The organism is Janthinobacterium rivuli (genome assembly GCF_009208735.1).
Taxonomy (GTDB): domain Bacteria; phylum Pseudomonadota; class Gammaproteobacteria; order Burkholderiales; family Burkholderiaceae_D; genus Janthinobacterium.
In genome coordinates this window covers 17,891-38,140 of the sequence record NZ_WFLJ01000018.1, presented here as the reverse complement: position 1 = coordinate 38,140, position 20,250 = coordinate 17,891, and the positions used below count along the sequence as shown (strand labels likewise).

At 54.1% G+C, this 20,250-nt stretch carries 14 protein-coding genes and 2 tRNA genes; 7 read left to right on the top strand and 9 right to left on the bottom strand.

What is annotated here, in order from left to right; translation table 11 throughout:
* Window positions 1-745: 745 nt before the first annotated feature.
* The 4 genes from GCN78_RS22235 to GCN78_RS22220 form a co-directional block, all read right to left on the bottom strand.
* A complete protein-coding gene (locus GCN78_RS22235; RefSeq protein ID WP_152253644.1) occupies window positions 746-3,034 on the bottom strand; it encodes a GGDEF domain-containing protein in 2,289 nt (762 codons plus the stop codon).
* Window positions 3,035-3,815: 781 nt separating this feature from the next.
* The gene (gapS4b, locus tag GCN78_RS22230) at window positions 3,816-4,958 is read right to left on the bottom strand and encodes a GapS4b family protein (RefSeq protein ID WP_152253643.1); all 1,143 of its coding nucleotides are present in this window, start codon (window positions 4,956-4,958) and stop codon (window positions 3,816-3,818) included.
* Entirely contained in the window at window positions 4,958-5,899 is a 942-nt protein-coding gene (gene gapS4a, locus GCN78_RS22225; protein WP_152253642.1) for a GapS4a family protein, read from the bottom strand. The genes gapS4b and gapS4a overlap by 1 nt, the downstream gene beginning before the upstream one ends.
* Entirely contained in the window at window positions 5,896-6,903 is a 1,008-nt protein-coding gene (locus GCN78_RS22220) for a nucleoid-associated protein (protein WP_152253641.1), read from the bottom strand. Before GCN78_RS22220 ends, gapS4a begins: the two co-directional genes overlap by 4 nt.
* 1,231 nt (window positions 6,904-8,134) lie before the next feature.
* Here GCN78_RS22220 and GCN78_RS22215 point away from each other — a divergent pair.
* Window positions 8,135-8,404: a helix-turn-helix transcriptional regulator gene (locus tag GCN78_RS22215; RefSeq protein WP_226939774.1), complete on the top strand. Its 270-nt coding sequence runs from the start codon at window positions 8,135-8,137 to the stop codon at window positions 8,402-8,404.
* A gap of 94 nt (window positions 8,405-8,498) precedes the next feature.
* Here the strand turns inward: GCN78_RS22215 and GCN78_RS22210 are convergent, their stop codons facing one another.
* The 4 genes from GCN78_RS22210 to acs form a co-directional block, all read right to left on the bottom strand.
* The gene (locus GCN78_RS22210) at window positions 8,499-9,122 is read right to left on the bottom strand and encodes an Arm DNA-binding domain-containing protein (RefSeq protein ID WP_193316827.1); all 624 of its coding nucleotides are present in this window, start codon (window positions 9,120-9,122) and stop codon (window positions 8,499-8,501) included.
* Between the two features lie 10 nt (window positions 9,123-9,132).
* Complete coding sequence (locus tag GCN78_RS22205) at window positions 9,133-10,422, bottom strand: tyrosine-type recombinase/integrase (protein WP_152253639.1); 1,290 nt, start codon at window positions 10,420-10,422, stop codon at window positions 9,133-9,135.
* 220 nt (window positions 10,423-10,642) lie between these two features.
* Window positions 10,643-10,733: transfer RNA gene (locus tag GCN78_RS22200), tRNA-Ser, on the bottom strand.
* A gap of 184 nt (window positions 10,734-10,917) precedes the next feature.
* Window positions 10,918-12,924 carry an acetate--CoA ligase gene (gene acs / locus GCN78_RS22195; protein WP_152253638.1) on the bottom strand — a complete coding sequence of 669 codons (2,007 nt, stop codon included), beginning with the start codon at window positions 12,922-12,924 and terminating at the stop codon, window positions 10,918-10,920.
* A 294-nt stretch (window positions 12,925-13,218) separates the two neighbouring features.
* Between acs and GCN78_RS22190 the strand changes: the two genes are divergently transcribed.
* The 5 genes from GCN78_RS22190 (at window position 13,219) to GCN78_RS22170 (ending at window position 17,121) form a co-directional block, all read left to right on the top strand.
* On the top strand, window positions 13,219-13,833 hold the full coding sequence (locus tag GCN78_RS22190; protein ID WP_152253637.1) for a YqhA family protein: 615 nt from the start codon (window positions 13,219-13,221) through the stop codon (window positions 13,831-13,833).
* Window positions 13,834-13,904: 71 nt separating this feature from the next.
* Complete coding sequence (locus GCN78_RS22185; RefSeq protein WP_070218188.1) at window positions 13,905-15,446, top strand: fumarate hydratase; 1,542 nt, start codon at window positions 13,905-13,907, stop codon at window positions 15,444-15,446.
* 67 nt (window positions 15,447-15,513) lie between these two features.
* Entirely contained in the window at window positions 15,514-16,359 is an 846-nt protein-coding gene (murI, locus tag GCN78_RS22180) for a glutamate racemase (protein WP_152253636.1), read from the top strand.
* A gap of 142 nt (window positions 16,360-16,501) precedes the next feature.
* Window positions 16,502-16,577 (top strand) — tRNA-His (locus tag GCN78_RS22175).
* A 247-nt stretch (window positions 16,578-16,824) separates the two neighbouring features.
* Window positions 16,825-17,121, top strand: a complete 297-nt coding sequence (locus GCN78_RS22170; RefSeq protein ID WP_152253635.1) for an addiction module antidote protein — start codon at window positions 16,825-16,827, stop codon at window positions 17,119-17,121.
* A gap of 28 nt (window positions 17,122-17,149) precedes the next feature.
* Here the strand turns inward: GCN78_RS22170 and GCN78_RS29425 are convergent, their stop codons facing one another.
* Window positions 17,150-17,596: a response regulator gene (locus tag GCN78_RS29425; protein ID WP_193316826.1), complete on the bottom strand. Its 447-nt coding sequence runs from the start codon at window positions 17,594-17,596 to the stop codon at window positions 17,150-17,152.
* Between the two features lie 287 nt (window positions 17,597-17,883).
* Here GCN78_RS29425 and GCN78_RS22160 point away from each other — a divergent pair, with 287 nt between their 5' ends.
* Window positions 17,884-19,998, top strand: coding sequence for a TonB-dependent receptor family protein (locus tag GCN78_RS22160; protein WP_152253633.1), 2,115 nt, complete (start codon window positions 17,884-17,886; stop codon window positions 19,996-19,998).
* Window positions 19,999-20,250: the final 252 nt, after the last annotated feature.

Genomic DNA, 20,250 nt, shown 5'->3' with positions numbered 1-20,250 from the left:
AATTAACAGAGTTTTAAATTGCACAGTCCGGTTACGCCCCGTTGCGGACCATTCGTTTATGGACTCAGGGGGGGGGCAGTGCCCACATCCCAAGACAAGCTCAACGGCTATCCTGCCACAGCCAAATGCTTGCTAAGGCGTTCCGCCGCCAGCGTGCAACTGCCTGCGGAAAAAGTGGTATTGGTTTCTACCAGCTCCTTGTACAGAGCACGGAAGGCAGACTCGGTTGGATCAAGGTTCGACGGAGTCCCTGCTAAAACGCCAACCACCGGCATAAACATACCTGCAGACACCACAGCAGCGGAGAGAAAAATTTTTCAAATTCATATCATGGCCTCGGGATAAATTGTTTTTATGGGGTGCGGATTAATCCGATATCGCAGAATTACCGACAACAATCAGTCGAAATTGATCGTCCGGTATTGGCTGCGGACTCGTTGCCATTTAGACTTGGAAAATAATTAACTGGGTTTCATCACCATTGAAATGAAGACCACTTGAAATGACCGAGCGCAACCGCCTGTCCCAGCAAAACCAGGCGGGGAGCGCCTGCCCTTGGCACGCGTCGCCTCCGCGCAGTGGCAGCAATCGGGCGATTCGCAGAACAACGGGGTCGGTTCAGGTATTCAGCCATTTCGAGCAACGGAGTCAGTTCCGGCATTCCGCCATTTCAGATAGAAAATTGGCCGATTGCCGGAACTGCCCCTAGCCCACTCTAGCCTACTATCACGTAATGGACGTTCTACTAAAAGGAAGAAACTAATAGATCATAATATGCTTTATTGCTTTTTTGAAATTCCAGTAGAGCATCAATGTTATTTTTAAAAATTTCCAATCGATCCAATCTAAATTCAATCGATTTATTGAACTTAGCTTTTGCCAGTAATACCCCATACACAAAAAATCCATACAAATGTATTTTCTTCAATTCAAGAATCTTATTCTCGTCTACTGAGTTAAGCAAATTCAATGGCTTATCAATTTCGCCAAATTTCACACAGCATGTCGCAAAATTTGTTTTATAAATTATATTACTCGAATCTCGTTTCATTGAAATTTCAAATTGTTCAGCAGCCAATTCGTCTTTTCCCTGAGCACTATAAATCAACCCTCCAAGGTTACATAACCTAGGGCCTTCCAATCCAAACCCTCTAAATTTCTCATAGTCAGCTTGTGCTTCCGCAAATAGTTTTAAGTCGCGTTGCTTGGAAAGAATATGCTCCGCCATCGCATAACTAAAATGACAAACATTATTTTTTGAAACTTCTCTATATTCGGACGCGGCAAACTGAGAAAATTCAACAGAATACATTTCATCCAATTTCTCATTATAATTTTTTGGTGATTTTTCTGCGTCAGCGTTACAGAAGACACCTATCGTTAAACCTATTTCTAAAAATTCGGAAGAAATTTTTTCGACAAATTGTAGAATATTTTCTTCCTTATACGTTGAATTCGCTCCAGCCACACATAAGGTTGACTTATCCAGAATTCTAATGTAACTCTCGGAATGAAAGAAATTTAAAGCTTCCCTATATAGTTTTTTGCGGGCAATGTTTACTGCGGCAGACCCATATTTTTTCTGATAGATGCCATCTCTCGAGAAGAACATTGTTATTGAGAAAGGATGTTTATTATTTGCTACTTCACGATGTATGAAATCTTTTAATTCACCAGCATCTCCTGCATTGTACGACTCCAAGTCTGCGGCCAAAAATTTCGAAACATAAGGAACGATGCGTCCTATACTACCGGCAGGTATAGCTTCAAGCTCAGCTCCTACGTCAATATCAATAGATTGCTCGTTAATGTCTGAAATAAAAGCAAATGACAATTCTGGTTGAACGTTAAAAATAGTAATTCTGGTCAGCTCGACTTTTGGATAAAATCCGATAGTACGCTTTGATCTTCCATCGGACATAAAGAATTTTCTTTTCCCATTCAGTCCGGCTGGGTAAACTCTAAATTCCTGCCCCAGAGTAACCCCGATACTTGACCCGATGTCAACGGCTATAATTCTTGTATGTCTGTCTTGTTCCAAAACACGGCCACAGGACCCAAGTATATCATCAAATAATATAACCTGATTTCGCCCAGCACTTTTTGCGCGATAAAGAGCAGTGTCTGCGCGATCTAATAAAGATTTGCTATAACCATCTTCAGCTGAAAACTTTACTGAAGCGGTATGAATTGAGACACCAACGCTTGCAGTTATGGAGCGCTCTGCAAGCGGGGGTAAAGTAATCATGGATAGGTTCTCATAACTCGTGAGCTTGCCCCATTCACTGTCTGATGGCAGTGGTTCATCAGCAATTCGAGTTCTAAATTGATTAGCCCATTCTGCAATATCATCTCGACTGAAACTGCCAACTATCAATACAAGGAATTCTTCTCCCGACGGGTGACCTACGTATATTTTTACGCGGCTTTCTGTATTCTGCTCAATACTTTGGGCAGTTCTTTCAAGCCTCACACCGAAAGTCTTCAGAACTTGATCTCCATACAAGTGACCGTAAGTATCATTTACTTGTTTAAAATAATCAATATCCATTGCAATAACCGCCAAATTGGTCGGCGGAGAACTCTCTTGGCCTTCGGTATGAAGGCCCAAAGGGTTAGAAAATTGCTCAATTGACTTACTTAGCTGCAGCTCAAAAGCTTCTTTACCTAATAGTAACGTAAGAGAGTTATGTGTAACCTTGAATGCATTAGCCGCATGTTCAATGGATATAGATATTCTTTCTTTTATTGCTTTTCTTGTGGCGATTCTAGGTGAGCTGGAAAATAGTGCCATGACAACACAATCTAATTCTGGCAATGAAAACCAAGAAGCCCGATCACTAGTTGCGTGGTAGGCGATCGATTCAGATTGAGCCTTTTCAAGAGATAATATTTCTGCGGGACTAATCTGCCTCACATCGTCAAGAATATTCCAAATTTTATTAAATTTATAATAAATTAAAAATGCAACAATATCATTCCCAATTTCTTTTTTTATCTCAACACTTAAGAAGCGTAATTTTTCAAGTTTCATATTATTTTCTTTTAGTCTAATTTAAAATTTTTTAACTTTGCGCAGCATAATTATTTTTCAGCAACTTAGATTAAATGGATAACAGGCTGTTTTTTATACTTTTTTAGGTCCGTTTCTGACCGGATGCAGAACGAAGAGACTCAATCAAAAAGCAGCACTTTATCGAGTTTCGATATGAACGAGCGAGACGGGATCAAGCGTGACGGTGTCAGGTCCGTCATTCGGACAGGGACTCAGACATAGGGCCACAGATGCCCGAATTTACTTGACTATCGCACAATGCAAGGAGTGCATGGCGTCGACATCTGATGCGATAAAGTGCAGCAGTTCCAGTTCTTTCCCGTAGCCTGTTCCACGCTCCATCTCTGCCATGAAATCCCTCTGAAACAGGAGTGGGGGGCAGGTCTGCCATTTTGAACGCTACGCAAGCAAGGACACAGCACGCTCACCCTCCCCAACGCGCATTCGGCGCCAATCCTATCGAGTTAACTGCAGAGCTACTGAACAATCACAATAGTTTCAAGCCATCCAATGCATGAGTTCGTGTCCAAATGATGGACCTGACCCTCGTCCTTGTGACCCTCGTCCTTGGGCATGTTAGGCGTCAAAAAATTAGAACATCACGGGCATTACACCAATGTGATATTGATTTCATCGACCCGGCCCTGGTTAGCCGGGCAATCAAGGGCGGATCTGGTCAACGATTCTATAATAACAACGTCTAAACCAGTGTCTGCCAGCTTCCACAATCATGGCAATCCGATGATATTCCTCAGGGAGCCTAGTCTTTGATCATCAACTCTGCAAATAGCACGTCGATCTTCGATCGGAGGTTTGCAGCGAGCTCGTTTTTCACAAACGTTGAAACCTTAGAGCTCGTATTTCCCTTAACGGTAAATTTGTCGATAGAATAGATAAATGGAGCGCTCATTATTCTCGCAAAGTTTCGCGTCTTGTCAAAGCTGTATATCAACGTGCACGTTCCAGAATTCTGGGCCATCTCGAATTCGTAGTCCACTACCAACTTCGTAACGAAGAAGTATTCGAAATAGTCCTCGGACGAGAATATTGAGATATCGTTCAGCTTATCTCCGTCTATCTTGAGATTCCGCATCGTTCCTTCCATCCACTTGATCCCTGGATCATCAGGCAGCGACTCCTTGGATTCGTTCCTGCGGATGTTCACATCAACGATAACCCCTAGGCCTTTATTGGCACCGAAAGCCGCCGCCAACTTTAGCATGAATAGAATTCTGTTCTTGTTGTCGAACGACTTGAAGAGTATCTTTCTCGGCTCACTGTTGTCGCTGATCCCGTCTTTCTTTAGCCTCTGTGTTACTGACTTCAGCAGTTGCTCGTTTATTTTTCCGGTTTCCTTCGAAGAGTGTTGTGACAAGATTTCGAGCTTCAGCGCGCCATCTTTCTGTTCTAGCAGGATCTTCGCAGAAAAATTCAGGTCCCTTCCCAGCAGATCCTGACTGTAATCAGTCCGATTAATGACATATTCGATAGTCGCGCTATGGGTTCCACTAAAGGACAACGTAGGATTAGATGCGAAAGTAACACCAGGAATGTTATCGAGGTCCACGAGGTCAACAAGTTCACCGGCCAATTCTTTTAGGCTATTTTGCCAGTTCGCGCTATCCGATACGAGTTTCAAATCCTGTGGCTGCTCTTTGGGGCGAGTTTCTCTAGATATAGAGGCTTCAAGCAATGAAACGAATTCAAACGGGCGGAGGATCGTCGTGGAAAGAATCGGAATTGTGTTGCTTTTCTCCGAATTAGCGCAAAATACGCCTTTCCCACGCAGCGCCGTTGCCACCTCACCATACGAAATGTGGTCACTCCCTAGCAATATCCTAAGTTGTTCGCCATAAGGAAGCCAGTTATCGGCCTCTACTTTTTCCTTGATTGTGTCCGACATCATTGTTCCAGTGCGTTTAAATTCGACGGGTTAAAACAGAATGGGATGAATTTTTTTTTCCGGTCGACGAAAGGAAGCTCAGACGCAACCGCGTCATTGGCGTGGTGGGCCGGGTTGTAGTCTGGAAATCCTATACGGATCTCATGCGGCCATGCGCCCGCAAAGCCAAGAGAGAGGGACAAGATTCGCCGATAGCAGTCCTGCTCGAATGCTTGGTTAACGTACAGGTAGAGTATTTCCTTATCGGAAGTGCGCGCCTTGACAGGGATGATGTCCGAAACTATCAACTCCAATGGAAGTACGCTGCCGTACCGCTCATCAAGGCGATTCACGAGGCCGCCAGTTTCCGGATAGAAAAAATCAAACTGCTCGATACCAATTTCTGCTTTGATGTGTGTGATCGCATTGAGGATGAAGTTGTACCTGGCTCCGTCTACGAGATATACGTTCTTGTTGCATTTCTCGTCCAGCGACTTTATATTTTTTATGATTGATAGAATGTCCTTGTTCGCCGTTTCTTTTTCCGAACTGGTCCAAATAAGAAGCCCTGAATGCTCCTTGTGCTTTCTGCTTTTGTGCTTTGAAAGCAGATCACGTAGGCCAGAGTCATATTGGGCACACGAAATAATTGCATTAGCTTCCTCTAAGTGATTTTTGAAGTCAACCTTTAGCTCACTTTCCTTTTCGCTATACCCGTTCAGGTTGTTCTTTACAGAAATATGAACAATGTCTGTTCTGCTATCGTAAAATGGGTTGTTGTAGATAAATACCAGATCGTTGCCATGCGAGCGCCTCTGATTATCCATTGCAGTTTTATGATCCTGGTCGTTGCATTGGATGGAAACAGACTGCAAACTCGTTCCCCAGCCGATAAGGTCCAAGAAAGCCTTGGCCAATTTTTCTCCGATTTCGCCGGACCGCTTGGAGTCTTCCCCGCTCATCGATTCTCTCCCATGTCGATGGTGATTGTCATATACCGTCCGTCTTTTGACGATTCTTTCCTTACCGACTGCATGGTATTTTTTCCGCTTAAGAGCAACTCAATGCCAGGAGAGATGCGAATTCTTCTGAACGTGGACTTTACCGCGCTCTGTATAGATTTCTGGTCCAATACCGCGCCACTATCGAGCCTGAGCCCCGTTGACGAAGATGTGGTTTCGACGATTTCCTCCGAGCGTTCATCTCCGACGAATCGACTGTTTATCGCAATCAACCTTTCCAGGGTCGGCTCTTCGGAAGCCAGCAGTGCATGGAATTCGTCTTTGTATTCGGAGACCTTGGCAGGTTCTGATATCTCTTTGACCGTTGCCTTAACAATCTTGCCTATGTATTGCGCAGAAGATTTTTCAGTAGCAAATGGTTTCGTTTTTAAGAAGTCATCTACCCAATAAGCAGTAGTAGCATTTCCACGCTCTGCTGTGAGAACGTGAAATCCATCCTCGATGATCAATGCCGATTTCTGGATTTCTCTGGGGTCAATACCTTCGTTATCGTGCAGAACCAGCGAGCCATTTTCATTTCTAATCGATAGATATTTTTCCTTCGACTCAACCTTGAATATACCAATGGCTCGGGTAATCTTAGCGCCAATTGTAATTCCGGAGAACAGCATCACGAAAAGGTCACCTCCAGCTATATTCGGATGAGTCGTCTTACTGTAGAGATGTTTGGCAATCTTCTCAGATTCACGGAAAAAGTTCTCTTCATTATTGAATATTTCCGCGGCGTAGACGAGCATCTCGTTTAGATTGACGTCAGATTCGTGATAGAAAGAAAAGTCCTTGCAGCTACTCTTTAATCCACCCAAGTAGTCCTTGAGAATAATCGCGGAGATACTGGGAGTAATAGCTGGCTCGGACTTAGATAAAGTTATTCCCTCATCGCGAATTTTGTTACCCACGTGGTGTGCAACAAGTTTGTTAAGCTTTGCGAGGCCTATGTCCATCAATAGTTCCAAATCAGATAAAGGAAGTGGGGACACTGCCCCTTACGGGACATAGTCCAGCATGTACGCACAGTTTCTTTTTGCGCAAATTTTTACAATATTGCAAATTTATTGATTATTGTCAATAAGACTTGCTTGATGGAAGTCAGTTCACTACCGAACGAGCCCAACTATTGCCTTGCAAAGTCCAATTGTTATGTCTTAAGTCAAGAATCTGGCGAATGGTTTCATCTGCAAAAAGAAGGAGCAAGGATGAGGTCTGCCATTCGGACACGGACTCACGCAAAGGTGCAGTAGATGCATGCTCATTCGAAAGTCTAATTTGGAGTGCAACGTTGAGCACGAAGTGCGAATAAGCAGGTGTGAAGTTAGCTAACCGAAGGTTAGCTAACTTCACCTATCCTGCCCCGCTTCGCGCAGCGACTAAACCACAAAAATTGTCGGACACAACTTCGACCAAACCATTTTTTTACAGGTACGAAAGCAAATTTAGCAGGAATGTATACCGAAACTAGCACGGTAGTTCCGCCCTGTGCAGCGACTGAAACGCTTAAATCACCGGGTAATACCTCGGTCGAACCATTTTTTTGCAGGTACGAGAGCAGATTTAGCAGGAATGTATGCCGAAAGTAGCGCGGTTGATCAGCGGCAATAGGCAGCGTCCAAGTGGGAACATTTGACATGCATCTGGGCCGACCTTGATCAATGTCAGCAACAAATTTTCATAGTCTGCTGTACGAGTACTACACGGCAATAGCGCGCTTCCCCTCCGATGGCTGCGCCTTTCCGCGTGGACAGAAAGAGCTCCCCCTGGAGGCGGTCAAAACGATTGCTGACAGGTATTGATGGCGTGAGATGCCTGCAGTCGCATGCACATGTGACGGCGATATAGCAACAGGACCAATGAAATCGGGGCCGCGCCAATGCATCTATCGCATGATGAATGCGCTGTCGATTGCCGAATTTTTAGCTGCTAAAGCTTCCACGAACCCGCTCCTGTGTCCAGCCTTGATCTCACACAAAGTGCGCGGCAGGCTTGATCCAAGTGGCATGGCAGGCCGATTCTTGTTGCACCAGCGATTACGGCATTCGATACTGGACCCATGTTTTCGGAATAATGATTGCGAGCGCGTCTCGGCGAAGGACGAATCGGTCGCAGGGCAAGGCCTGCGGCATATGCCATTCGCCCCGGTGCTGCCGCTGGCATTTTTGATTTACGAAGGGGGACGCCATGAAAGCAGCGACAGCCGAATACCTGAAAGAGCGCCGCGTTGAACCTCGCATGGGCGAAGAGCGCTTCATCCGCCTGGGCGAAGTGCTGGCAACCTGCGGCAAGTCGCGCAGCAGCGTTTATGCAGGCATCAAGGAAGGCAGCTTCCCTGCCCCCGTGAAGCTGCAAGGACGCTCCTCTGCGTGGATCAGGAGCGAGGTGCTACGTTGGATGCAAGCGTGTATCGAGGCCAGCAGACCTGCAGACCTGCAGACACGGTATGCTCAATAATCGACACTTCATCAAGCACCAGGCCAATCGACAACAAAGGGACCAGAGCCGAATGAAGCCGGGAGATACCGGGATACCTGCGGCATAGATACGCTCACCTCCGCCGCTGCGCCACCCTGGCATCCCTCATGGCCTCGATCAAATCATCTTCATCAATACCCAATCCAAGGCAGCCAAAGATGATGTCGGCGCAGTAGTCGTACAGCAAATCAATCACTTCGGCGCTGCGCTCCTTCTGGATTTTCTCCAGCATGATCTGCATGTCGCTTCTCACGCCTTCGTCGGCCACGACGCGGCTCAGCGCCGGGAATACAAGGCCGTGCAACCGCTCCAGCGCTTGCCTTCCAACCTGGCTTACGCAGCGCTCCACCTTTCTATCGTCCATGGCAACGGGAAGCAGGCAATGCCGCCTGACGGGCTTCGGTGGACGCATGTGGGCCGCGTCGAACTCTGTACGCGGGTCCAGCCCATCATGCAGCATCTGGCGTGCGACTACGCGGCGGCATCGAGCAAGCGTTGGCGATACCTCCGGGTAGTGGCCGAATGTTAGGGCATTTTCCTTGCCGTCCTTCTGGCGAAATTTCATGCGCCAGACCTTCGAGCCAGTCGGCATGACTTCAACATACAGGCCGTAGCCGTCGAATAACCTGAATGGCTTGTCTCCAGGCTCCGCCTGTATCAGCTGTTGCTCAGTCAGAGGTTCAATTCGTCTTGGCATGGCAGCCTCCTTAACGATGCGGCACTGGCCACACCAGTTCCAGCGACCCATGATGGCCTGGCTGCGGCGTATCCCCGCGCTCCACGGCTTCCAGGTAGTCGGCCCACTCCTGCATCATCTTGTGGCGCTCCGCCAGGAACTGGGCGCGGTCGTAGGCGCTGGCCACCTTGTCCTTGGGTGCGTGCGCCAGCTGGCGGTCCACCACTTCATGGCGGTAGCCCAGGCGCTCCTTGATGGTGCTCATGGCCAGCGCCCGGAAGCCGTGGCCGGTCATGCGTCCCTTGTAGCCCATGCGGGACAGCGCCACCAGCAGCGTGTTGTTGCTCAGCGGCTTGTCGTGGTCCCGCTGGTTTGGAAACAGGTACGTACCGCGGCCCGTGATGGTGTGCAGCTGGCGCAGCAAGGCCAGTGCCTGGCGCGAAAGGCAGACGTGGTGATTGGTCGTGTCCGGGTTGACGGTCAGCTTGCCGCGCTTCATGCGCTGCCAGGGAATGATCCACTCGCCCTTCTCCAGATCGACTTCGCTCCATGGCGTTTCTATCAGTTCGCTGGTGCGCACGAAGACCAGCAGCATCAGGCGCAGCGCGATGCGCGTCGGCTCGAACATGCGCGCCTCGTTGCGCGCCAGCGCATCCAGGAAGGCGGGCAATTCATCGGCGTCGATAGCAGCGTAGTGCGAGGCGCGCTTGGTCTTCAGGACGTCCTTCATGTCCACCACCAGGTTGCGGTCGGCCAGGCCGCACTGGATGGCGTAGCTGAATATCTGCGAACAGACGGCTTTCAGGCGATGCGCAATCTCGGTCGCGCCGCGCTCCTCGATCTTGCGCAGGGTATCAATCAATTCGCGGTGCCTGATTTCCGTGATCGGCCTGTCGCCGATCCGTGGAAAAATATCGGCTTCAAGACGCTGCAGCATGTTCTTGGCAGTACGCTCGCTCCACGTCGGCACCTTGTTTGCGTACCACTCCCTGGCGATTTTCTCGAAGGTATTAGAGGATTTTTCGGCGGCGAGCCGCCTTGCGTCGTCGCGATGCTTGGCGGGGTCTATTCCTTTCAGCAGCAATCGACGCGCCTCCAGACGCTTTTCTCGCGCATCCTGTAGCGTGACTTCTGGATAAGGGCCGAAGGTGAGCCGGTTTTCCTTGCCGTCCAATTGGCGAAACTTCAACCGCCAAATGCGCGAACCGCTGGTTGCGACTTCAAGATAGAGTCCACCACCATCAAATAGCTTGTAAGGTTTCTCCCTGGGCTTGGCATTCCTGACCTGCATCTCGGTCAGCGAAACGTTGTTCTTGGCCATGGTAGTCTCCCTCGGCACAATGCCGGAAACTACTTTTGACCAACTTCCGGGGGCAAGGTTCCTAGAGCCGGGGGCATACGACCTGGGTAATGCCCCCCGATGAGCTGGATGCAGCTGGACAGTACTGGACGCCAAAATACAAAAAAACCGCTTTAGCACGGGCTAAAACGGTTTTTTGTGGACGTTCTTGGACTTCCTTGAACTGGCCAATTTGTATCCTTGGCGGAGAGAGGGGGATTCGAACCCCCGATAGGCTATGAACCTATACACGCTTTCCAGGCGTGCGACTTCAACCACTCATCCACCTCTCCTGCAGGCAATGCGTCTACTTGCTCGCATTGCGTACTATTTCTCGCTTGTCGCGAAGCCGCAGATTATAGCAAAGATTCTACGGACTGCCAAAGTTATTTACCGTGGGGTAAAAGTTAAAGCACACAACGACAAGCGGCAGCCCAACAGAGGCCATGCTCGGTCCCCGCAGGGACCGACCTTGCATTACGACGCTTCCTTCAACTGCTCCAGGATAGCCGGGTTTTCCAAGGTCGAGACGTCTTGCGTGATCGTCTCGCCCTTGGCCAGCACGCGCAGCAGGCGGCGCATGATTTTGCCGGAGCGGGTTTTCGGCAGGTTGTCGCCGAAGCGGATTTCCTTCGGTTTCGCGATCGGGCCGATTTCCTTGCCGACCCAGTTACGCAACTCCAGGGCCAGTTTCTTGGCTTCCTCGCCTGTCGGACGCGCTTGCTTGAGCACCACGAAGGCGCAGATCGATTCGCCTGTCGTGTCGTCCGGACGGCCTACCACGGCGGCCTCGGCCACCAGCGGGTTGGCCACCAGGGCCGATTCGATTTCCATCGTGCCCATGCGGTGGCCCGACACGTTCAGCACGTCATCGATGCGGCCCGTGATGGTGAAGTAGCCCGTGTCCTTGTTGCGGATGGCGCCGTCGCCTGCCAGGTACATCTTGCCGCCCAGCTCTTCCGGGAAGTAGCTGGATTTGAAACGCTCGGGGTTGTTCCAGATCGTGCGGATCATCGATGGCCATGGACGCTTCACCACCAGGATGCCGCCCTGGCCATTCGGCACGTCCTGGCCCGCTTCGTCGACGATGGCGGCCATGATGCCCGGCAATGGCAGGGTGCAGGAACCGGGCACCATCGGCGTCGCGCCAGGCAACGGGGTGATCATGTGGCCGCCCGTTTCCGTTTGCCAGAAGGTATCGACGATCGGGCATTTCTCGCCGCCGATATGCTTGTAGTACCACATCCACGCTTCCGGATTGATCGGCTCGCCGACCGTGCCCAGCAGGCGCAAGCTCGTCAGGTCGTAGTTGCTTGGGTGAACTTTCGGGTCCACGTCGGCCGCCTTGATCAGCGAACGGATCGCCGTGGGGGCGGTGTAGAAGATGCTGACGTTGTGCTTCTTGATGGTTTCCCAGAAGCGACCCGCGTTCGGGTAGGTCGGGATGCCTTCGAACACCACTTGCGTGGCGCCCACGGCCATCGGGCCATACGCGATGTAGCTGTGGCCCGTCACCCAGCCGATGTCGGCCGTGCACCAGAACACGTCGTTCGGCTTGATGTCGAAGCTCCACTTCATCGTCAGCGCGGCCCACAGCAGGTAGCCGCCGCTCGAGTGCTGCACGCCCTTCGGCGTGCCCGTCGAACCCGAGGTATACAAGATGAACAACGGATGCTCGGCATCGACCCATTCCGGCTCGCATTGCGCGCTCTGGCCTTCGACCAGGTCGTGCAGCCACGTGTCGCGGCCGGCCACCATCGGCAAGTCGCTGCCCGTGCGTTTGTAGACGATGACGTTTTTCACGCAATCGCAGCCGCCCAGCGCCAGCGCTTCGTCGACGATGGATTTCAACGGCAGCTTTTTGCCGCCGCGCAATTGCTCGTCGCCCGTGATGACGGCCACGGCGCCCGCGTCGATGATGCGTTCCTGCAGGGATTTCGCCGAGAAGCCGCCGAACACGACGGAGTGGGTGGCGCCGATGCGCGCGCAGGCTTGCATGGCGGCTACGCCTTCGACGGACATCGACATATAGATGATGACGCGGTCGCCCTTGGCGATACCCTTGGATTTCAGGCCGTTGGCGAACTTGCAGACTTTTTCATGCAGCTCTTTATAAGTTGCCTTGGTGACGGTGCCGTCGTCCGCTTCGAAGATAATGGCCGTCTTGTCGCCCAGGCCGTTTTCGATATTGCGGTCCAGGCAGTTGTACGACACGTTCAGCTGGCCGTCTTCGAACCATTTGTAGAATGGGGCGTTGTCTTCGTTCAGGGTGCGGGTGAACGGCTTTTTCCAGCTCAGGTTTTCACGCGCCAGCTTGGCCCAGAAGCCTTCGTAGTCGCGTTCGGCATCGGCCACCATGGCGCGGTAGGCGTCCATGCCGGAAATCGTTGCCTGTGCGGCAAACGCTGCCGACGGTTCAAATATGCGCGACTCTTCTGGTCCCTGCTGCTGTGTGCCCTGCCCTTGGTTCTCTGTACCGGCCATGCTAGTCTCCAGTGTAGTAATTGTTTGCTAACACAATATTCCTGCTGTCTTACGGACGCCTTACAGTCGGCGTTTTCCCCGATCAATTCTAACCATAATCGCCACAGGCGACAGGCGTCAAGCGTACGACGCCCAGCATTCTGGATGGAAAAACTGATAACAAGTCAATTAGTTGACGTCGCTTTGTATTTCATCAAGGCCAAGAATCCAGATCGAGGGCATGCGCAGTGATCAGCAGCAAGTGTAAAATGTCGGGCATACCAAAAATTGGTATTTACCCCCAGGAAACTCCAGATGATCGACCACTCACAAAAGCCCTCACATAGCAAACTGCATCCCCTGTCCGCCTTCATCTTCATGTCGCGCTGGCTGCAGCTGCCGCTGTACCTGGGCCTGATCCTCGCACAATGCGTCTACGTATTTCACTTCTGGGTGGAACTGTCGGACCTGATCGGCGCCGTGTTCGGCAATGACGCGGCCCTGCAGCACGTCTTGACGGCCGTGGCCGTACCAGGCGGCGCCCTGCCGACCAAGCTCAATGAAGCGACCATCATGCTGGTGGTGCTGGGCTTGATCGACGTGGTCATGATCTCGAATCTGTTGATCATGGTCATCATCGGCGGCTACGAAACGTTTGTGTCGCGCATGCACCTCGACGACCACCCGGACCAGCCGGAATGGCTGTCGCATGTGAATGCGTCCGTGCTGAAGACGAAACTGGCGATGGCCATCATCGGCATCTCGTCCATCCACCTGCTGAAGACCTTCATCAACGCCAACTCGTACAAGATCGAAGTGATCATCGCGCAAACGGTGATACACATGGTCTTCATCCTGTCGGCGATGGCGATTGCGTACACGGACCGCATCATGACGGTTACCCAGAACCAAGCCAGGGCGCCCCACTAAGTTCTGGCGCTCCCATACTGATTAGCAAACAGCATCAAAGTCTTACCCTTCTTATCCACCGCGAGAACACCATGACTGTCATAAAGCAAGAAGACCTGATCGAATCCGTCGCCGCAGCGTTGCAGTACATTAGCTACTACCACCCTGCTGATTACATCGAGCACCTGGCGCGTGCCTACGCGGCCGAGCAAAGCCCGGCGGCAAAAGATGCGATCGCGCAAATCCTGACCAACTCGCGCATGTGCGCGGAAGGCAAGCGTCCTATCTGCCAGGACACGGGTATCGTCAACGTCTTCCTGAAAATCGGCATGGGCGTGCGCTTCGAAGGTTTCAGCGGCACCGTCACCGACGCCGTCAACGAAGGCGTGCGCCGCGCGTACAACTTCGACGACAACAAGCTGCGCGCCTCCATCGTGGCCGACCCGCATTTCGACCGCAAGAACACCAAGGACAACACGCCAGCCGTCGTGCACATGGAATTGGTCGAAGGCAATACCGTCGACGTGAAAGTCGCTGCCAAGGGCGGCGGCTCGGAAAACAAGTCGAAGATGATCATGATGAACCCGTCCGACTCGCTGGTGGACTGGGTCATGAAGACCGTGCCGACCATGGGCGCCGGCTGGTGCCCGCCAGGCATGCTGGGCATCGGCATCGGCGGCACGGCCGAGAAAGCCATGCTGATGGCAAAAGAAGTGTTGATGGAAGACATCGACATGTTTGAGCTGAAGCAACGCGGCCCACAGAACAAGCTGGAAGAACTGCGTATCGAGCTGTGCGACAAGATCAACTCGCTGGGCATCGGCGCACAAGGCCTGGGCGGCCTGACGACCGTGCTCGACGTCAAGATCATGATGCACCCGACGCACGCCGCGTCGAAACCTGTCGCCATGATCCCGAACTGCGCCGCCACGCGCCACGGCCACTTCGTGCTGGACGGCTCGGGCCCCGCCTACATGACGCCGCCATCGCTGTCGTCGTGGCCGGAAGTGCACTGGACGCCGGACACGGAAAAATCCAAGCGCGTCGACCTGAACACCCTGACGAAGGAAGAAGTCGCTTCGTGGACGCCGGGCCAGACCTTGCTGTTGAACGGCAAGATGCTGACGGGCCGCGACGCCGCGCATAAACGCATCCAGGACATGCTGGCCCGTGGCGAAGAGTTGCCGGTCGACTTCAAGAACCGCGTGATCTATTACGTCGGCCCGGTCGATCCGGTGCGCGACGAAGCCGTCGGCCCGGCCGGCCCGACCACCGCCACGCGCATGGACAAGTTCACCGACATGATGCTGGAAAAAACGGGCCTGATCGCCATGATCGGCAAGGCCGAACGGGGCCCGGTCGCCATCGAATCGATCCAGAAGCACCAGTCGGCCTACCTGATGGCCGTGGGCGGCGCCGCCTACCTGGTGTCGAAAGCCATCAAGCACGCCAAGGTGCTGGGCTTTGCCGACATGGGCATGGAAGCGATCTACGAATTCGACGTCGTCGACATGCCGGTGACGGTGGCCGTGGATGCGAAAGGCACCTCGGTGCACAACACGGGCCCGAAAGAGTGGCAAGCGAAGATCGAGCAACTCAATAGCGTCAGCAAGATTCCCGTGACGGTTGCTTAAACAGGCTCTACCATGAACGCCGCGCGGCCACATCAGCGCGGCGTTTTTTTATCTACTTCGGCTTTATATGACTTCTATTGCAAGCACTGCCCGCCCGGACGCGCCCATCGGCATTTTTGACTCCGGCGTGGGCGGCCTGTCGGTGCTGCGCCATATCCGCGCGCAGCTGCCGCAGGAAGACCTGATGTACTTTGCCGATTCCGGCTACGCCCCATATGGCGACAAGACGGAACAGCAAGTGGTCGACCGTTCGCTGGCGATCACCGCCTTCTTGTTGCAGCAAGGCGCCAAGGCGCTGGTGGTGGCGTGCAACACGGCCACCATCGCCGCCATCAAGGCGCTGCGCGCGCGCTATCCCGACCTGCCCATCGTCGGCGTCGAACCGGGCTTGAAACCGGCGGCAAGCATCAGCCGCAACGGCAAGATCGCCGTGCTGGCGACAGAACGCGCCTTGCGCGGCGACAAGCTGCTGGCCCTGCGCGAGCAGGTCAGCGCCGCCACGGGCGCCACGTTCATCTTGCAGCCCTGCATCGGCCTGGCCGACCGCATCGAGCAATGCGAACTGGGCACCGATCCGCAGGACGCCACCAGCGCCATGCTGGAACGCTACATCGCCCCCATGCTGGAACAAGGCGTCGACACCCTGGTGCTCGGCTGCACGCACTACCCCTTCGTGCAGGACGCCATCGAACGCACGGTGCGCGCGCACACGCAGGAAGCAATCACGCTGGTGGACACGGGCGACGCCGTGGCGCGCCAACTGGCCCGCCTGCTCGATGCGGCCGGCTTGCGCCGCACCGCCAACGACGCGCCACGGCTGCAGGGCTACACGACGGCCAAGGCCGAGTCCCTGGCGAAAGCCTTCGCCGGTTTGCTGGACTTGCACCCGCCCGTCGAACACCTGTCCGTGTGAGCGGTGTGAGCAAAAGCGGGCGTTTTCATGCAATCTTTCGATTCTTTAAAAAAGACTGCATTTAGATTTGCCACTTCGCCGAGTTCTTTGTATAATTCGGCACCTGTTCAGCAAAACAGCTAAACAGGCAAGTAAGACAGTGGTGGCTGTAGCTCAGTTGGTAGAGTCCAGGATTGTGATTCCTGTTGTCGTGGGTTCGAGCCCCATCAGCCACCCCACAGAATTAGTGGTAAATAAAAAGGGTTACATGCCTCGGCTTGTGACCCTTTTTTCATTCCAGCAAACATGCATGAGGCAGCATCAGCCCTCACCTCCCGCAGCATAAAGGCCAGTTCATCAGCGAACGAGCCAACCCGTGCGCGGCAGTCAGACTTGATGTGTATACCTGATTTTACGTATCCCAAAGAATACGCTTGCATGCGTGAAAAGCATCCATGCTGGCGCCACGTTCGATGAGGAGGTCTGATGGTACAAAAGCTCAACAAATGGGATAGCGCGCAGCACCTCAAAACCGAAGAGGATATCGTTGCCTACTTTGAAGCTTGCCTGGAAGAAGCCGGCGACGACGCATCGTTCATCGCCAAAGCGCTCGGCAACATAGCCAAGGCGCGCGGCATGACGCAACTTGCCAAAGATACGGGACTGGGACGGGAAAGCTTGTACAAGGCCTTGTCCGGCGAAGGCAATCCAAGCTTCGACACCATTTTGAAGGTGACGCATGCACTCGGCTTGCAGTTCCGCGGCGCAGCGCTGAACACCTGACCACTCATCAGCCGAGGCAGCGTAAACCCTACCCCGCCAGCACCGACTGCACCGTCGTCGCCAGGTCGTCCAGGCGCACGGGTTTGACGAGGAAGTGGCGGAAGCCGACGGCCAGCGCGTCGTCCATGTACATGGGCAGGCTGTGGCCGGTGACGGCGATCAGCACGGCGTTGGCCGTCTCGGGATTATGGTGCAGGCGGCGGCCGATTTCGATGCCGCTGATGCCGGGCATCTCGATGTCGAGGTAGACGGCGTCGGGCACGCACAGCTTGACTTGCTCGACGGCCATCTGCCAGTTGCGCACCACCACGGCGTGGTGCCCCAGCGCTTCGAGCAGCATGGCCAGCGATTCACCCACTTCCTGGTTGTCGTCGACCACCAGCAGATTGAGCTTGCGCGCAGCACTTGCCGGCTGGTCGCCCTGGCGGCGTTCCACAGGGGAAGTGCCTGGTGTCGTTTCAGTTGTCTGGCTCATTGTACGTTCACGTCTGAGGGCTGCAAAAACGGGAGTATACAAGAAGCAGGCAGAATGCCGCCGCACCCGAGCAATGGTGCCGAGCGGCAATCGAGATCGCCCGCTGTACCGCGTCAGCAACACTTGCCAGCTTCTCACAGGTAAAGCCGGCACTACGCAGTGTTCGCAATTGACGGATAAAATGAGAATCATTATCATTCTTATCCCCTTGCGCCGGATGTCCACGCCACGATGTTGTCGCGCCGCCTGAATGCCCGCGCAAACATTGTCATTACGGAGATCCATGCATGGCTGCCACACCTTCCCCACTGCCCTTGTCGCTGCGCCCGTGCGCGCTGGCCATCGCCCTCGTCTGCCTGGGCGCTCCACTTGCCGTGCAGGCACAGGAAGCTAGTTCGCCCAACACGGCCGATAACGCCGGTCCCATCCTGGAATCCATCCAGGTCAGCAGCAACCTGCTGGGCACCAGCATGGCCGCCAGCACGAAGAATTTCGCGGGCGCCCGCACGGTGGTGCAAAAGGACGATATCGACAACGCGGGCGCGTCCAGCCTCAGCGACGTGATGCGCCGCATTCCCGGCGTGCAGACCAGCGACAACTCGGGCAGCGCCGGCAGCGCCATCTCCCTGAATATCGGCGTGCGCGGCCTGGCCGGGCGCTATTCGCCGCGCAGCACGGTCTTGCTCGATGGCATCCCGATGTCGGTCGCGCCCTATGGCCAGCCGCAACTGTCGTTCGCGCCCGTCAGCCTGGCCAATGTCGAGACGGTCGATGTGGTGCGCGGCGGCGGCGCCGTGCGCTTCGGCCCGCAAAACGTGGGCGGCATCATCAACTTCAAGACGCGCCGCGTGCCCACCACGCCAGGCGTCACGGGCGACGCCAGCGTGCGCTACAACGCTTACAGCGAGGTGGGCCACAACACGCAGGCCAGCGTCTTTGCCGGCACCCAGCTCGACAGCGGCCTGGGCCTGGCGGTGCTGTACTCCGGCATCCGCGGCAGCGACTGGCGCGTGGGCAGCGACGAGAAGGTCAACGACTTCGCCCTCAAATTCCGCTACGACCTGAGCCCAACAGCCGAGGTGTACGGCAAGCTGTCCTACTATGACGTGACGTCGCGCACGCCCGGTGGCCTGACCGCCGCGCAATACAAGCAGGACCCGTTCCAGAACACGCGCCCGACCGACTTCTGGAGCGGCGAGCGCAAGGCCTTCGACATCGGCTACCTGAATGCCATTTCCGGCACGCAGGAATTCGAGGTGCGCGCCTATTACAACAAGAGCTCGCGCGAAAGCACGCTGATCAGCGGAAAAAACCTGGGGCATCAGCCGCGCAACTATGAAACGATGGCCATCGAGCCGCGCTATACGCAGCGCTTCATGACCGGCAAGGTCTCGCAGGACGTCACCGTCGGCTACCGCTACCTGGCCGAACGGGCCGACGAGGCGATCTACAACGTGGTCATCGCCAGCGGCGCGCGGCAGACGCCGACGCGCTTCGCCGACAATGCCACCGATGCCCAGGCCGTGTATATCGACGACAAGATCGCCATCGACGCGTGGCGCATCACGCCCGGCGTGCGCTACGAACACATCAAGACGGAACGCTACAACCACTTGCCGACCGACCAACAGATCGAGTTGCTCAACAACAAGGCCCTGCCTTCGCTGAACGTGGCTTACTTGCTCAACAACAACGTGACCCTGTTCGGCAACTACAACAGCTCGTTTGGCGCCGTGCAAAATACGCAGCTCAATGCGCAGTCAAGCAAGAATCCGCTGCAGCCGGAACTGGCGAAAACCGCCGAGCTGGGCGCGCGCTGGAAAAGCGGCCAGCTGTCGGCCGAGGCGACCTTGTTCAACATCAAGTTCGACAACCAGATCCAGTCCGTCGGCAGCGGCGAGAACGTCGTCTTCTACAACGTGGGCGCCACGCATCACCGGGGTCTGGAATCGGCCATCGACTACCATTTCGACCGATCCGGCCCGCTGGCCGGCTTGAACGCCTACGCCACCTACACCTACACCAAGGCGACCTTGCAGGATGGCGCGAACGCGGGCAATGACGTGCCCTTCTATTCGCGCACCACGGACACCGTCGGCGCCCACTACCAGCTGGGCGCCTGGGGTTTCGACCTGTCGAGCAGCCACCAGAGCCGCCAGTTCGCCGACGAAGCCAACACCGTGGCGGAAAACGCGGCCGGCAACCTGGGCGTGATTCCGGGCTTCCGCACCTGGAACACGCAAGTGAAATGGAAAGTGCCGGGCCAGGCCGGCCTGGAGCTGGTCGCCGGCGTCAACAACCTCGCCGACAAGCGCTACTTCACGCGCACCTCGGACGGCAACTTGGGCAAGATGGTGGGTGCGCCACGCATGGTCTACCTGCAGGGACGCCTGGCGTTCTGAGCGTGCGCGCCGTGCCGCCTCCCGAATCGATAGGCGGCGCGGCCGGGAGACAAGACAAAACCTGTGCCATTGTTGTAATGGTGCAGGTTTTTTTACGTCCCCGATGTTACAAAAATTCCTTGATGCAAGCATGCCCACGACTGCGTCCGCTCTTGGACGAGATTGCAATCAGTTCCCCATGGAAATTAGTTGCAATACGGACATAAATGATTTCACAATTGCAAATATTTTTAGCGCGTGCGTGTTCTTTGT

What these genes read in the sequence shown, in the direction of transcription:
- GCN78_RS22235 (WP_152253644.1), bottom strand. Translation starts at nt 3,034, where the DNA reads ATGAAACTTGAAAAATTACGCTTCTTAAGTGTTGAGATAAAAAAAGAA.
- gapS4b (WP_152253643.1), bottom strand. Translation starts at nt 4,958, where the DNA reads ATGTCGGACACAATCAAGGAAAAAGTAGAGGCCGATAACTGGCTTCCT.
- gapS4a (WP_152253642.1), bottom strand. Translation starts at nt 5,899, where the DNA reads ATGAGCGGGGAAGACTCCAAGCGGTCCGGCGAAATCGGAGAAAAATTG.
- GCN78_RS22220 (WP_152253641.1), bottom strand. Translation starts at nt 6,903, where the DNA reads ATGGACATAGGCCTCGCAAAGCTTAACAAACTTGTTGCACACCACGTG.
- GCN78_RS22215 (WP_226939774.1), top strand. Translation starts at nt 8,135, where the DNA reads ATGAAAGCAGCGACAGCCGAATACCTGAAAGAGCGCCGCGTTGAACCT.
- GCN78_RS22210 (WP_193316827.1), bottom strand. Translation starts at nt 9,122, where the DNA reads ATGCCAAGACGAATTGAACCTCTGACTGAGCAACAGCTGATACAGGCG.
- GCN78_RS22205 (WP_152253639.1), bottom strand. Translation starts at nt 10,422, where the DNA reads ATGGCCAAGAACAACGTTTCGCTGACCGAGATGCAGGTCAGGAATGCC.
- acs (WP_152253638.1), bottom strand. Translation starts at nt 12,924, where the DNA reads ATGGCCGGTACAGAGAACCAAGGGCAGGGCACACAGCAGCAGGGACCA.
- GCN78_RS22190 (WP_152253637.1), top strand. Translation starts at nt 13,219, where the DNA reads ATGATCGACCACTCACAAAAGCCCTCACATAGCAAACTGCATCCCCTG.
- GCN78_RS22185 (WP_070218188.1), top strand. Translation starts at nt 13,905, where the DNA reads ATGACTGTCATAAAGCAAGAAGACCTGATCGAATCCGTCGCCGCAGCG.
- murI (WP_152253636.1), top strand. Translation starts at nt 15,514, where the DNA reads ATGACTTCTATTGCAAGCACTGCCCGCCCGGACGCGCCCATCGGCATT.
- GCN78_RS22170 (WP_152253635.1), top strand. Translation starts at nt 16,825, where the DNA reads ATGGTACAAAAGCTCAACAAATGGGATAGCGCGCAGCACCTCAAAACC.
- GCN78_RS29425 (WP_193316826.1), bottom strand. Translation starts at nt 17,596, where the DNA reads ATGAGCCAGACAACTGAAACGACACCAGGCACTTCCCCTGTGGAACGC.
- GCN78_RS22160 (WP_152253633.1), top strand. Translation starts at nt 17,884, where the DNA reads ATGGCTGCCACACCTTCCCCACTGCCCTTGTCGCTGCGCCCGTGCGCG.